At 40.8% G+C, this 14730-nt stretch carries 14 protein-coding genes; 6 read left to right on the top strand and 8 right to left on the bottom strand.

Annotated elements, in window-relative coordinates; genetic code table 11:
- Positions 1-13: 13 nt before the first annotated feature.
- From K1X82_04595 to K1X82_04585, 3 genes are read left to right on the top strand one after another with little or no spacing between them, the layout of a single operon-like run.
- Positions 14-850, top strand: a complete 837-nt coding sequence (locus K1X82_04595) for an arsenite methyltransferase (GenBank protein ID MBX7181370.1) — start codon at positions 14-16, stop codon at positions 848-850.
- 18 nt (positions 851-868) lie between these two features.
- Complete coding sequence (locus K1X82_04590) at positions 869-1306, top strand: arsenate reductase ArsC (protein MBX7181369.1); 438 nt, start codon at positions 869-871, stop codon at positions 1304-1306.
- 14 nt (positions 1307-1320) lie between these two features.
- Positions 1321-2709: a TlpA family protein disulfide reductase gene (locus tag K1X82_04585; protein MBX7181368.1), complete on the top strand. Its 1389-nt coding sequence runs from the start codon at positions 1321-1323 to the stop codon at positions 2707-2709.
- Here the strand turns inward: K1X82_04585 and K1X82_04580 are convergent.
- Positions 2706-3632, bottom strand: a complete 927-nt coding sequence (locus K1X82_04580; GenBank protein MBX7181367.1) for an aspartate carbamoyltransferase catalytic subunit — start codon at positions 3630-3632, stop codon at positions 2706-2708. The two genes, K1X82_04585 and K1X82_04580, sit on opposite strands and share 4 nt — an antisense overlap.
- Positions 3629-4177 carry a bifunctional pyr operon transcriptional regulator/uracil phosphoribosyltransferase PyrR gene (pyrR, locus tag K1X82_04575; protein ID MBX7181366.1) on the bottom strand — a complete coding sequence of 183 codons (549 nt, stop codon included), beginning with the start codon at positions 4175-4177 and terminating at the stop codon, positions 3629-3631. Before pyrR ends, K1X82_04580 begins: the two co-directional genes overlap by 4 nt.
- A 109-nt stretch (positions 4178-4286) precedes the next feature.
- On the opposite strand from pyrR, the gene K1X82_04570 reads away from it, so the two are divergent.
- Positions 4287-4787, top strand: coding sequence for an MbcA/ParS/Xre antitoxin family protein (locus tag K1X82_04570; GenBank protein ID MBX7181365.1), 501 nt, complete (start codon positions 4287-4289; stop codon positions 4785-4787).
- A gap of 22 nt (positions 4788-4809) precedes the next feature.
- Positions 4810-5286 carry an RES family NAD+ phosphorylase gene (locus tag K1X82_04565; protein ID MBX7181364.1) on the top strand — a complete coding sequence of 159 codons (477 nt, stop codon included), beginning with the start codon at positions 4810-4812 and terminating at the stop codon, positions 5284-5286.
- Between the two features lie 36 nt (positions 5287-5322).
- Here K1X82_04565 and nuoH read toward each other — a convergent pair whose 3' ends face one another.
- Together nuoH and K1X82_04555 are read right to left on the bottom strand one after the other, a co-directional pair.
- Complete coding sequence (gene nuoH, locus K1X82_04560; protein MBX7181363.1) at positions 5323-6351, bottom strand: NADH-quinone oxidoreductase subunit NuoH; 1029 nt, start codon at positions 6349-6351, stop codon at positions 5323-5325.
- A 19-nt stretch (positions 6352-6370) separates the two neighbouring features.
- The gene (locus tag K1X82_04555; protein ID MBX7181362.1) at positions 6371-7339 is read right to left on the bottom strand and encodes a (2Fe-2S)-binding protein; all 969 of its coding nucleotides are present in this window, start codon (positions 7337-7339) and stop codon (positions 6371-6373) included.
- A 492-nt stretch (positions 7340-7831) separates the two neighbouring features.
- Here K1X82_04555 and K1X82_04550 point away from each other — a divergent pair, with 492 nt between their 5' ends.
- A complete protein-coding gene (locus K1X82_04550; GenBank protein ID MBX7181361.1) occupies positions 7832-9316 on the top strand; it encodes a hypothetical protein in 1485 nt (494 codons plus the stop codon).
- A gap of 928 nt (positions 9317-10244) precedes the next feature.
- Here the strand turns inward: K1X82_04550 and K1X82_04545 are convergent.
- From K1X82_04545 to K1X82_04530, 4 genes are read right to left on the bottom strand one after another with little or no spacing between them, the layout of a single operon-like run.
- Positions 10245-11003 (bottom strand): tetratricopeptide repeat protein, encoded by a 759-nt coding sequence (locus K1X82_04545; protein MBX7181360.1) that lies wholly within the window; start codon positions 11001-11003, stop codon positions 10245-10247.
- A 9-nt stretch (positions 11004-11012) separates the two neighbouring features.
- Positions 11013-12896 carry a BatD family protein gene (locus K1X82_04540; GenBank protein ID MBX7181359.1) on the bottom strand — a complete coding sequence of 628 codons (1884 nt, stop codon included), beginning with the start codon at positions 12894-12896 and terminating at the stop codon, positions 11013-11015.
- 22 nt (positions 12897-12918) lie between these two features.
- Positions 12919-13683 carry a tetratricopeptide repeat protein gene (locus tag K1X82_04535; protein MBX7181358.1) on the bottom strand — a complete coding sequence of 255 codons (765 nt, stop codon included), beginning with the start codon at positions 13681-13683 and terminating at the stop codon, positions 12919-12921.
- 15 nt (positions 13684-13698) lie between these two features.
- Complete coding sequence (locus K1X82_04530) at positions 13699-14727, bottom strand: VWA domain-containing protein (protein MBX7181357.1); 1029 nt, start codon at positions 14725-14727, stop codon at positions 13699-13701.
- Positions 14728-14730: the final 3 nt, after the last annotated feature.

Raw genomic sequence — 14730 nt, 5'->3', positions numbered from 1 at the left:
AATAGTTGAATCAATGGAAAATCCGGAAATGTTAAAAGAAATGGTTAGGCAAAAATATAGTGAAATAGCCGGCCAGTCAAAGGATGCTAATCAGTCATCCTGCTGTGGAAGTGGAGGCTGCTCTACCGAAGTATACAATATTATGACCGATAATTATGAAGGTTTGGAAGGTTATCATTCCGAGGCGGATTTAGGGTTGGGATGTGGTTTGCCAACTCAATTTGCACAGATTAAGCCCGGAGATTTGGTTGTGGACTTAGGTAGTGGAGCCGGAAATGATGTATTTGTAGCCCGAAATCAGGTTGGACAAGATGGTAGAGTAATTGGAATTGATTTTACACCTGCTATGATTGATAAAGCATGGGAAAATGCAGACAAGTTAGGCTATCGAAATGTAGAGTTTCGTTTAGGTGATATTGAAGATATTCCTCTGGCATCTAATCGTGCCGATGTGGTAGTAAGTAACTGTGTGTTGAATTTGGTGCCAAACAAAGAAAAGGTTTTTCAAGAGATGTTCCGGATATTGAAACCGGGCGGACATTTTAGCATTTCAGATGTGGTATTGGTAGGTGACTTACCAAAATCCTTAGAGTCTGATATGGAAATGTATGCCGGCTGTGTTTCAGGTGCAATTTCTAAAGAAAAATACCTGAATTTTATTCAAGCGGCCGGATTTGAAAATGTAAGAATACAAAAGGAAAAGGAAATAAATATTCCAACTGATATTTTGGAGAAATACCTTAGTAAGGAGGAAATGAAGGAGTTGCAAAAAAGCAAAAACGGGATTTTTAGTATTTCCGTTTATGGTGAAAAGCCAAAACCATGTGGTTGTGGACCAAGCTGTTGTTAATTTTAATTTGAGTATTTAATGAAAGAAGACTTGCCCAATGTATTGGTTTTATGTACAGGGAATAGTTGCAGAAGTCAGTTGGCAGAAGGGTATTTAAGGAAGTTTCTTGGGGATAAGGCCAGGGTTTTTAGTGCAGGGGTTGAAAAGCATGGTGTAAATCCCATGGCTGTTTGGGTTATGTTGGAGGATGGGGTGGATATTTCCAAACAAACCTCTAATTTGGTGGACGAATATATTGGTATACATTTTTCTACGGTTATTACGGTATGTGATCATGCCAATGAACGTTGTCCGGTTTTTCCAAACAGAGCAGATCGCATCCATTGCAATTTTGCGGACCCGTCGAAATTAATTGGTACAGAAGAGGAAATTAAATCTGAGTTTAGGAGGGTTAGAAATGAAATTCGGGAATTTTGTAAGAAATTTGCCAATTCATTTAATCCTACCCATCTTTGAAAAATTTTCTGCTAATGAAATACCTTGTTTCGGCTGCTTTCTTAGTCGGTTTTTTTTCACTTTTTCGTTTGGAAACCCAAGCGCAGTCGGGCTTGATTCAAGGAACTGTTAAACATGGACAAGCGGCTAAGTTTCCTTGGTTGTATTTGTGGTCTCAACAAGGAAAGCAAGAGAAATTGGTGGATAGTGTGGCATTGGACAAGGATGGGAATTTCAAGTTTCCCAAGGACTATCCTCAAGGGTTTTATAAATTGGGATTGAAGCTTGGGGTAAAAACCACCCTAATTTTAGGTCCACAGCCTTTAAATAAGTTGGAAGCAAGCTATGAGCAGGTTTTCCAAACGGGCTTTGCTTTGCAGAACAAAGAAATGGAGGCTTGGGCAGGTTTGGAAGAATTGAAGCTGAAGTTTGAACGCCAAATGGATAGCCTGATGAAATCATCCATCTTTGATGAATTTGATCCTCGCTATCGTTCTAAAATGAATAAGCAAGAGGCGGATGTAGCAGAATTGAAATTGAAATTTAACTCGAAAATTGCCAAGCTCAAGCAGGAATTTCCCAATACCTATGTTTCGGAAGTTTTAGCAAATTTTTACCTGTTTTCATTGAAGGAATCCAGCAAGGAGACCAATAAAGAGTACGACACTGAAACTGCTTACTTGCATTTGCATTATTTCGATTTGGTAAATTTTAAAGATCCGCGTTACCTGCAAAATCCCAAATGGGAAGACTTTATATTTCAGTATTTGTTGCGTTATGTTCAATTGGATTTGGCCGGTTTTAAGTTTGGTGTAAATCATGTATTGCAATTGGTAGGCCCCAATGAAGATTCCCGACAATTGGTACTTACCTATTTAATGGATTTGTTTGCAGAAAAGGGGCCTCAAGAGATGTTATCCTATCTGGCTGAGAATTATGCTTCGAGCTGTGAGTCTTTGTTAAAGCCCCAAACTGCCGACAAGGTGAGTAAACTCAAGGTGTTATCGGTGGGGAATAAAGCACCGGATTTTAAGGCGCCCGACATCAGTATGCAGGCTCAGGAATTGTCGAAAAATCTTGGCAAAAAGGCCACGCTGTTGTTGTTTTGGTCTTCAACCTGCTCTCACTGTCAGGCGGATGTGCCGGAATTATTGGATTTGTATGCCAAGTATCGAAGCAAAGGATTTGAAATTATTGCTATTTCGTTGGATAAGGACTACAGCACCTGGCTGAAATTTATTCAGGAGAAGAAGTTGGTATGGTTAAATTGGAGCGATTTGGGAGGTTGGAAATCCCAGGTGGCACAACTTTACATGGTTCATAAAACCCCAACTGCTTATTTATTGGATGGTCAACAACTCATTTTGGAAAAGGAATTTCCATTAAGTGAATTGGGTAATAAATTAGAAAAGCTAATTCCTTAGGAACGATTTCCTGCTAAAAGGAATAGGACTGCCATTCGGATAGCAACTCCGTTTTCAACTTGCTGTAGGATGATGGAATGCTCACCGTCTGCAACATCAGAACTTATTTCAACCCCCCGGTTGATAGGTCCCGGATGCATTATTACGATTTGTTTATTGAGATTATCCAGAATTTCACGGTTAAGGCCATAAAGCATAACATATTCCCGGATGCTAGGAAAAAACTTAATGTCTTGTCTTTCCAGTTGAATACGAAGCATATTAGCAACATCGCACCAATCCAGGGCTTTTTTGAGATTGGTTTCCACTTTTACGCCTAAACTTTCAATGTATTTAGGCAGGAGTGTGGTGGGGCCGCAAACCATGACTTCGGCACCTAATTTTTGCAGGGTGAAGATATTGCTTAGTGCTACCCTGGAATGGAGGATATCACCGATGATAGCTACTTTTTTTCCTTCAACGCTACCGAGTTTTTCACGGATGGAATAGGCATCGAGTAAACCCTGTGTTGGATGTTCATGTGCCCCGTCGCCGGCGTTAACAATGATGGAATTGACTTTTTGAGAAAGGAAAACGGCTGCTCCCGGACTGGAATGTCGCATCACCACCATATCAACTTTCATAGCCAGGATATTATTTACCGTATCAATAAGGGTTTCTCCTTTTTTTACGGAAGATGAAGAAGCTGCAAAACTGATTACGTCAGCTCCAAGGCGTTTTTCGGCTAGTTCGAAGGAGAGTTTGGTACGGGTGGAGTTTTCGAAAAATAGGTTAGCAATGGTAATATCGCGGAGGGAAGGTACTTTTTTAATGGGACGATTAATGACCTCTTTGAAACCATCTGCTGTTTGAAAAATAAGGTCAATATCTTCCTTGGTGATATACTTTATTCCTAGCAGATGTTTTTGGCTTAGGTTGCTCATTCTGTAATGTCCTGTGAAAATAAAATTACTTGATCAATACCTTCAGATTCTTTCCATTCCACCTTTACCTTTTCGGAAGAAATGGTATCAATTACTCGTCCGGTAAAATCGGGTTGTACCGGAACCTGCCTTGCATACCTTCGATCGATAAGTACCACTAGTTCCACCAAGGAAGGACGGCCAAAGTCGAGGAGGGCATCCATTCCGGCTCGTATGGTGCGGCCGGTAAAAAGTACGTCATCTACGAGAATTACCTTTTTGTTTTCGATAGGGAAGTTTAGATCAGAGGTTTTGGGTATAATTGGACCTTTATGGTGTCTGAAATCGTCGCGGTAAAAGGTTGCATCCAAGGTGCCCGATGTAATAGAATGACCTAGGATGGATTCAACTTCTGCCACAATTCGTTTTGAAAAGACAACCCCACGAGGCTGAAGTCCAACAATTACTGAGTCTTCAAAATTTCCGTGGTTTTCAATAAGCTGATAAGAAAGACGAGAAATCGTGTGACGTAGCTGAACAGAAGAAAGTAATACCAGCTTTGACATGTGCAACAAAAGTAGGGCTTTTGTAAAAAAGATAGACAAGGAAGGTAAAATTTATTGAAAATAGAAAAGACAAGCAAAATTGTTGTATATTTGGAGCAAGATTGCTGCAATGCCGATAAAGTCCTATAAAATTGAAGATGGTAATTCAGAGCCGGTTGTTGAGGATATTGGCTTTGCAAAGGCCTATTACCGAAAATCTCTTTTTAAATCAGAGGGTAACACCTATTCCTGGCAAACCCGATCAGAACGTATTAACCTAATTCGCAAAGGGGTTCCTGTTTCCAGCATTGAGGTTTTAGGCGATCGCATGAATCGTCCAATAAAAGCTATTCTTGGGTTAGTAGGAATGCCTCAAACTACCTACAACAAAAGGAAAAGTGAACACTCCTTCCTGGATAGCCGGAATACGGAATTGGTGTTACTTATCATCGAGTTACTGGATTATGGAACGGAGGTATTTAACCGAGAGGAGGATAAATTCCTTCGTTGGTTAGGAAAACCAAATCTTTCCTTACAAGGGCAATCTCCCATTGAATTAATGGACACTGTTTCCGGTTTGGAGGAAGTCAAATCTTGTTTGGATCGTTTGGAATTTGGTGCATTAGCTTAATCACCATATTGGAATAGCCTTTATGCGAGTATTTAGAATTGAACGTGAAAAGCATCTTTCTGCCACTTTGCTTGGTTTGGGTGCTTCTTTATCTTCCGGTTTTAGATGGAATGGGCTTCACACCCGCATGGTTTATACTTCCGAAAGCAGGGCTTTGGCGACTGTGGAGGTAACTGTTCATTTGGATTTAAGTGAAGATTTGCCTAACGATCGTTATTATGTTGAACTTGATATTCCGGATAAACTCTTGATTTTGGAACTTAACAGATTGGATCTTCCTTTGGGATGGGATTCTAAGCCGCCCGGCACGGTTTCTCAAAAAATTGGGGATACCTTTGTAAGTAGAAATGAAGCAGCCGTTCTAAAAGTCCCAAGTGCAATTGTTCCGTTTGAATACAATTTCCTTATCAATCCTAATCATCCGGATGCTGCTGAAATTAAAGTGGTACAAACTTGGAAAATGGAATTCGATAAAAGAATAAAGGACCAGGAAATTTAATCCCTGATCCTTTAGTTTAAGTCTTAATAAAAAAGCTTATCCCAACTTTCCAGTAACCGCCATCACAATACCGGTAATGATGATGTTCAGCATGGATAAAGGCAATAAACCTTTCCACCCTAAATTCATCAATTGATCGTAGCGGAACCGGGGGATGGTCCAACGCACCCACATAAAGAAGAAGATGAAGAAGAAGATTTTACCGAACAGCACCATAACGTGTAGGGCTGAAAGTAGGTTTTGGTCTAATCCTAAACCATCAATGAAAGGGAAGTTGTAACCACCGAAGAAAACGCAGGAAATGATAGCTGAGCTGATGAACATATTGATATATTCAGCGAAAAGGTAGAATCCCAGTTTCATGGAGCTATATTCGGTATGGTAACCACCAATCAATTCGGTTTCGCACTCGGGAAGGTCGAAGGGGGTACGGTTACATTCGGCGAAGGCGCATACAATGAAAATGATAAATGCTAAGGGTTGATATAAGATGTTCCAATTGCCACCGGATTGTTGTTCAACAATTTCGCGAAGGCTAAGGGTTCCAGACATCATAATAATAGCAATCATGGAAAGTCCCATAGCGACCTCATAGCTAATCATTTGGGAAGAAGCCCGAATGGCGCCCAGCAATGAATATTTGTTATTCGAAGCCCAGCCACCAATCATTATGCCATAAACCCCGATGGAAACTACTCCAAAAACGTACAGAACGCCAATGTTTACATCAGTAATTTGCAATGGGAAATGTTTTCCATCAAATACCAAATCAGGGCCCCATGGAATAACCACACCGGTCATTAAAGCAGTTGTCATTGCAATACAAGGACCGAGAATAAAAAGGGCTTTGTTGGAAACATCCGGGATAATTTCCTCTTTCATGAACATTTTAATACCATCGGCAAGGGGTTGCAGCAAACCGAATGGTCCGGCCCGATTTGGACCAAGCCTGTCTTGCATGAAACCGGCCACTTTGCGTTCGGCATAGGTGCTATACATGGCAACTACCAGGGTAACACCGAGGATAACTGCGATTAGAATGATTTTGAAAATGAGTAAATCCATTGTATTGTTCAGGGAATGCTTATTTTTCTAATTGTGCTTTTTGAGCTGCTTTCAATTGGGCTTTGGTTTTATTCAAAAGCGTGTAATGGTTAGCTGAAATAACCGAATCTTTTTCGATTTTTCTTGGGCCTTCAATGATCCAATCGTTGGCATCTTTTTTATCGAAGCGGCAGGTGTTGCAGATAAAGTCTTCCACCTCACCGTATTTGTCTTTGCGACCGGTAACCCGGTAAACTTCTTTTCCATGCATCCAAAGAACCACATTTCCTTTGCATTTTGGACAATCGCGGTGGGCGTCCATCGGGTTTAGAAACCATACACGGCTTTTGAAGCGGAAGGTTTTATCGGTGAGGGCTCCAACCGGACAAACATCAATCATGTTTCCTGAGAAATCGTTGTCGATTGAGTTTTGGATATAGGTTGAAATTTCAGCGTGATCGCCCCGGTTAAGTACGCCATGCACACGTTTGTCTGTAAGCTGATCGGCTGTAAATACGCAGCGGTAACAAAGGATGCAGCGATTCATATGAAGTTGGATGTAAGGCCCAATATCAATTTTCTCGTAGGTGCGGCGTTTTTCTTCGTATCGGGTTTTGGAGGATCCGTGGGCAAATGCCAAATCTTGCAAATCGCACTCTCCTGCCTGGTCACAAATTGGACAATCCAACGGGTGATTAATCAAAAGCATTTCCACCACTCCTTTTCTGGCTTCCAGAAGCTCAGGTGAGCTAATGTTCTCTACAACCATTCCATCCATTACGGTTGTGCGGCATGAGGCAACCGGTTTTGGCATTGGACGCGGATCTTTTGCTGAACCTTGAGATACTTTTACGATGCAGGTACGGCATTTCCCTCCACTGTTTTTTAATTTGCTGTAATAACACATGGCAGGAGGTACAACCTCTCCACCAATCATTCTTGCAGCATTTAAAATGGTGGTTCCGTCTGGAACTTCTATTTCTTTTCCGTCTATGGTAACTTTAGCCATTCAGAATATTTTGCGGGTGCGAAAATAGGTAAAATACCAAGAGTGTAACAGCAAATTATTGGAATAACACGAAAGAATTCAACCGTGATTTTTCCGGGAATATTTTCCCATAAAGCTAATCTTGCCTTAAATCTTGAATTTGCCTAAAACATGGTTGAAAGAAGTGCCGAGGTTGTTTCCCCAAGCCGCAATTCTACCCCAAAGCGGCTATAATAGTTGGGGAAACGTCCACTCGGAACGTAGGTTACCCTACCAATCACAAAATTAATTGCAGGTCAAAGATATATTAGAATTCATTTAGGTTGGTTAAATAAATAAAAATTTCAAATTAGTCGATTAAAAATCTAAACTAAGCGATTTTAAGTTGTTGCATAGACAGTGCTTTGTTTTTCAGATGGTTATATTTCAGATGAGCGTAAAAAAATTAAAGACCAAATCGGATTAATTTATAGATGAATGCTTATTGTTTTTAGTTTTGTAGTCTGAAATTTCATGAAAAAGAACGACGAATTATTTATTCTCATTAAGTCTTTGTCAACCAGTGAGAAACGGTATTTTAGAAGATTCTCGAAATTGCATAGCGATTCTGCGAATGGAAATTATACTAAACTCTTTGATGCTATTGATAAGTTGGAGGTGTATGATGAGCAGGAAATTAAAAACAAGTTTAGAAAAGAGAAGTTTGTTAAGCAACTGGGGGTAACTAAGTTATACCTGAAGAATTTAATTGTTCGTTCCCTCCGCAATTACTACGAAGATAAGCTTCCCTATCTTGAGAATATTTTGGCCATGGCCGATACTCACATCATGATTGGCCGGTGGATGTTTGATACTGCCGACAAAAAAATACAAAAGGAAAAGCAACTGGCATTGAAAAATGAAAGAATAACCCATTTGCTGGAATGGATAGAAATGGAAGAGTATCTGCTGCTGCAAAGCATTCGAATTAAGGAATTGTCGGAACGTAACGCGGAAATTTCGGAGTTAAGAAAGAATGCCTTAAGCCAATACGATAATTTACTAAGTTATTACTATGGGCGAAACAGGTTGGTTTGGGCGCATCAGAATTTTGGCGATGCCTTGCCCGAAGAACGAAAGCAAGAGATTGACCTGCTTTCGCAAGATCCATTGATCGCTCATCCGGAGGCTGCCCTTTCCGGACTGGCTAAACTTCAACGGGTAGAGGTGCTTTCGCGGCTGTATTGGATTACTAATAAGTCGGAAGAGTGCATCGAATTGTTGTCCCAAACCATTCACGGACTGGAGGCCGGACAATTTGGTGAAGACTTGCCTCTGCATAAATTTTTCCCCCTCGTGAACCGTCTTATAAGTTTGAACATCGAAAGACGACGTCTCGACGAGGTTTCCAGGTTGGTCGATTACGCTGATTTACTCATTTTACGACATAATAACACCATTTCAAAGCTGTATGAATTCAGATTGAAGAAAATTGTGCTTTTTCATCGAATCATTATCGCTTTATATTCCGGTAAGTTCCAACAGTCGCTAGAGAATGTAGAAGTGCTGAAAAGATTGGTCAAAGATCATGTTATTGTGTTTGAAGAAGAGGACCAAATTACATTTTGGATGCTGGAATTAATGGCCTTAATCGAGATTCAGAATTATTCAAAAGCACTACAAGTTTCTAATCAAATAATAAACTCTAATATTGAAGCCAGAAAGGATTTAACTATGTATGCACATTGGTTAAGCCTGGTTTGTCATATTGAATTAAAGCATTTTGAAATAGTTAAAATTTTGACAAAAAATGCTATTATTTATGCAGAAAAGAACAAATTACCAATACAAATATTAGTTAATGTGGCCAATGGTTTTCAGCAAATTGCCATAGGATTGGATAAGAAAAAACCTGATTTGGTTCGAGAAGTAGCTGCTGAGTTAGTCCAGGAAATTAAGGGTTCCAAGCTGTATTATATTTGTCTTGAACACTGGCTGGAAGGGAAATTGGCTGAATAATGGAAATATTTTTGATACTTGTTTAATTGAGGTGATTTATGATTTGGCGGGCCCCCTACACGCCTGCCGGGTTTCGTGCAAACCACCGGCTTTCTGGTACAGGCGTTCGGGTCACGCTATCGCCTGTAGTCCGTGCCAACTCCGCTTAAAAGCTGCGTTGGCACGGAGCTACTTGGCTCTATCGTTGCCCGATGCGTAATACCGAATGTACATTATGTTTAGTCTAATTTTAGGTATTAATTTTTATTGAGAAAATTGGCCTAACATTCTGTATCCTCGGCATGTATACCGAATGGACAAAATGTATAGTCCAATTTTATGCTTAAATTTTCTTGAAAAAATCGGACTAACATTTTGTATCCTCGGCATGTATACCGAATGGACAAAATGTATAGTCCAATTTTATGCTTAAATTTTCTTGAAAAAATCGGACTAACACCGTTTGCAAATCTGTAATAGTCCAATTAGGCTAAGCCATAATTGGACTAAACAGCTTATGCATCGGCATTTACCAATGTTGCAAATGCCGAGGATAAAAATAAATGATTCCAGGAGGCCTAAGCGAACTGGAATCATATTATTTTTCCTCTCGGTATAATTCTCAAAATAGTTTTGGACTATTTTTTAAATAACAGTGGTATAACATTTTGTATCCTCGGTACTTACCAATCTAAATTTATAAAAGCCTTCGGACTATTAAAAAAAATTAAAATTGGTTTAAATTGGGGCTTGCACCATCGGGCAACGATAGAGCCAAGTAGCCCACAGGACCCCGACGGCGTTAGCCTCGGGGGACGAGGACTACGGGCGATAGCGTGACCCGAACGCCTATTGCATTACTTTTGGGTTGGCAGGGAGTTGGCAGGCGTGAAGGGGGCCCGCCAAAAAAACTAAAATATAGCCAATAGCGGGGAAAGAGTTTTTTGGGCTAAATTACCACCACATGATGCTCAGGTACCCAACCGATATTTCCGTCGGCTAAGCGAATTTTAACCCAATTATTAACCCGGTCCAGAAGTTCGACTTTAGTGCCCTCGTGAACTACAAAAATATTGTTGCCATTTTCGTTTGGAGAACTTTTAACATGCAAGGTAGGGGTGAAAACAATGGCCGATTTTGCTTCCTTAATTTGCTGGTACTCGTTGTAGCCAAACGCAAGCGCCAGTAGGGAAATAGCTAAGGCAAAAGAGGCTAAATAGAAACTGATTTTGCGAATAATTCCAAGTCCTTCCGACAATGAATAAAAGATACCGGCGGCGATGGACAGAAGCAGGAAATAGATGCTGGAACGTCCCCAGCCATCGGCAGAAAACAAGGATTTTAGGTCATTGATCCAGCGGTTATAAAAGATTTCGGGCATGGGTTCAATTTTGTCAACAATTCTAAGATTAGCCACCTGAATGTTGAAGCGTATATCTTCATCGCCGGGCGCAAGTCGGAGGGCCCGTTCAAAGTTGAGAATAGCCTGAGGAAATTTGGATTGTTTAAAATATGCGTTACCCAGGTTGAAGTACAGTTCGGCAGACTCATTTCCGGAGAGTAAAACAGCTTCGTAGGTTTTAGCTGCCTCCTCAAATTTGGATTCTTGATAAAGCTTATTGGCCTTGGAGTAGGATGAAGCAGCATCAAAAGAGAAAGCCTGAAAGCAACAGCTAAGTAGGACGATAAATGAAATTAGTTTTTTCATGATTTTGGTCTAGGCTTCTAATTCCACAATAATTTTTACTGAATCGTTTAAGATTTGCTCCGGTGAAATTCCCAAGGCGGAAGGGGCATAGCGGGCAAATTCGGCGTCGTTAAGTACTTTGATGAATCGGTCGATGAGTTCGGGGGAAGTTCCATTTGCCAGCAGTTTATCTTTTACATTGTCTTTGGTAAGGCTTGAAACTTCCAACAACAATTTATCGCCAACATAGCCCCAAAGGCCACGGGCAATTTCTTCGTAGAATTCATTGGTTTTGTTTTGTTTAAGTAGTTTTTCTGCAGTTGCCAAGCGTTTTTTAGCCAATTTGGTAGCTCTGCGATTTTTTACATAGGAAAGGTCGGAGTTTTTGCGGCGGCGGATATGAAGAAACAGGAGAAAAATGCCGAATAGGGAAGAAGGCGCCACTATACCAAGCACATGAAGCTCGGAGCCGTAGAAATTTTCGCCATGAATTTGAAAATCGGGCAGATTGGTTTTGATAAAGCGAATGTCTTTTCCAATGATTTTGAGGTCTTCTTTGTTACTACCGCCGACAATTGCATGGGCTTCTTCCTGGCCTTCACCTTTTTCAACATGGAGGTTTAATTCGGGTTGAGTAAGAGTTACGTAGGATTTTTTATCGAGATCGAAGTAAGTAATGGAAAATGGTCCAAGTTTGAAATCGCCTGCATATCTGGGAATGAGTAAGTATTCGAAGGAACGGCTTCCGGAAATACCTGCCTGATTAACATTGATTTTATCAACGGTTTTGGGGTCATAGGCTTCAATGTCGGGTGGGAAGCTGAGTTTAGGTGCTTCGAGTAACTTGAGGTTTCCGGTTCCACCGATGGTGAGTTTTAGATTAACGGCCTGGTTTGATTTTGTATTAGTTTTATCGAGACTCACCGACATTTTTAGTTTGCCGGAAATTCCGGTAAAATCGGAAGGAGGATTAGCGGGGTATGGGGTAACATCTACTTTAAAAGCCTGGCTTTTAAGTTTAACGATTACATCTTCATAGGAGCCGAAGAACTGGTCGAAAAGGCTTCTGGATCTGCGTTGAGATCTTTGCCTGATTACAGCTTCCACTTCAAAGGGTTCGATGGTGATAGATCCTGATTTTTGAGGGGTAAGTACCAATTGTTTAAAGGTTCCCACCTGGTATTGAATGCCATCAATTACTTCAGGTTTGAAACTTATTTGAGCGCCGCTAGGTATTTCTTCTTTCCAAAATCCATTAAACTCGGGGAATTTAATGTCGTGGAAACCAACCAAGTCGATGCGGGTATAGATTTTCAAAGTGGCCAGGATAGGTTCTCCTTGGCTTACCTTTTTCTTATCGAGCACAATACGGACAAAGATATCTTGTCCATTGGCTTTTACTTTTTCCTGGGGTTGGTTTTGGTTGGCGGAGTTATCTTCCGGAAATCCGAAGGGGTCGGCAAATGGATCCCAGGAATTGTAACGTTGTTGTTGTTGTTGACGACGTTGGACTGCGGCGGGGTCTGCTTTAGTAACGGTTATTGTTAAGGTATTACTTTCAATTTCCACCCCATTTACTTTGACTTTAGCGGGTTTAATGGAGAAGGTGCCTTCTTTTTTTGCCCGGAGGTAGTAAGTAAAGCTCATGCTTTGGTTTACTGTTCCATTAATGTAGCTGGTATTTGAGCTTTGACTTGGGCCACCGAGTAAATCAAAGTCGGGGAAATTGGGTGAAATAAGGTGTGTAGGGTTTGCATTGATGGTATAGGTAACCTGAAACTGCTCACCGTTGCTGACTTGTTTAGGTCCGTTGGCAACAAATTTTATCTCTACAGCCCAGGTCCGGGCAGGTAATAAAAATAGTATTCCTACCAGGAATAACAAACGATATAAAACATGCTGACTTTTTCTCATGGTACACTCCTCCGTTGTTTAATTACCAGTCTTTGCTTGGTTTACCTGATTTAGCACGAATGGGAACTTTTTTCAGTTTATCCTTTGCTTCCTTTTCATTTTGTCCAATTGCTTCCAACATTTGTTTGGCTTGTTCTTCGCTCAATTGGTTGGAATTTTGCTTTTGACTTTTATTTTCCTGATTTTGTTGTTGTTGTTGGTTTTGTTGGTTCTGTTGCTCTTGGTCTTTATTATCTTGGTTCTTGTTTTGTTGGTCTTGATTCTGTTGATTTTGGTTTTGCTGGTTTTGTTTTTGTTGATCCTTGTTTTGTTGGTCTTGGTTTTGCTGGTTTTGTTGTTGTTTTTGGATCATTTTAAGGGCATATGCCAGGTTGTATCGGGCATCTTCATCTTTGGGATTCAGTTTCAACGCTTTTTTGTAAGACTCCACACTTTCCCTGTATTTTTCTTGTTTTAGGTAGGAGTTTCCCAGGTTATAATTCACTTTAGCCAGTTCTTCTTTGTTTTGGGTAGAATTGCTAAGTTCTTTAAAAATTTTGGCAGCGTCTTCGAATTTTCCTTGTTTGTAGAGGGCGTCGGCCAGGTTGAACTTACCTGCAAAGCTGGATTTGTTTTTTTCCAGGGCTTTTCGGTATTCTACTTCGGCATCGTTAAATTTTTTGTTGTTGTAGAAATCGTTTCCTTTTTTGATCAATTTATTGGTTTCCCGAGATTGGGCAAAAGCCGGGTTACCTATTCCCAAGAGCAGGAATAAACCAAAATAAAGGCTGAGGAAAAAAGTGTTCATTCGCTTTACCATGGGTTATTTGTTTCCTTTAAATTTGTTCCAAGCCGACCATTTTAGTTCGGGCAGTGCCAGTTCAATGAGCAGGAGCAATACAGCTACTGCCAGGAAATATTGGAAACGGTCTTCGAAGTCGGTGAACATTTTTTTACCAATTTCCTTTTTTTCCATCTTACTTATTTGGGAAAGAAGTTCGTTGAGTCCCACGTCTGAATTGGTGGCTCGGGTATAACTTCCACCTCCTGCCGAGGCTATTTCCGACAACATAGATTCGTTCATTTTCGACAGGACGGTTTCACCACTTTCATCGGTTTTGTATCCGGTCATTTTACCTCTTACCAGGTTTGGAATGGGTGCACCTTGAGGGGATCCCATTCCGATGGTATGCACTTTTATACCTTTTTCATGGGCAATTTTGGCTTGTTCCAAAGCATTGTCTTCGTGGTTTTCACCATCTGATATGACAATAATTGCCCGATTTCCGGCTTCATTTTTACCATAGCAATTTATTGCTTTTTCAATGGCTGCTCCGATGGCTGTTCCTTGCACGGGCACGGCATCGGTACCTACTGAGGAGAGGAATAATTTTGCTGCCCCGTAATCGGTTGTTAGAGGTAATTGGGTGTATGCATCGCCGGCAAAAACCACCAAACCTATTTTGTCGTTACCGAGTTCGTCCAGCAGTTTAGATAAAGCTTGTTTGGATCGTTCCAGGCGATTGGGTTGAATATCTTCGGCCAACATGGAATTGGAAACATCCAGACAAACCACCAATTCAACGCCTTCCCGTTTAACTTCTTCGTATTTGCTGCCAATTTGTGGGTTGGCAACGGCGAAAATGGCAAAAACGAGGGCTGAGATGGATAAAATATGTTTCCAGGTGCGGCCTTTTTCAGAAAACTCGCCTAGTAATTGTTTCACTAAATCAGGATCGCCGAGTTCTTTCAGTCGTAAATTGCGTTGGTAAAGGTTCCAGAAGGCAAGGAACACCAAGGGAACCACTACTAAAAGTGCCCACAAATATTCGGTATGTGCAAAACGGAACATGGT

It is taken from the genome of Bacteroidia bacterium, assembly GCA_019695265.1.
Classification (GTDB): domain Bacteria; phylum Bacteroidota; class Bacteroidia; order JAIBAJ01; family JAIBAJ01; genus JAIBAJ01.
The sequence above is the reverse complement of the archived record's forward strand: the minus strand, read 5'-3'. Positions and strand labels throughout refer to the sequence as shown.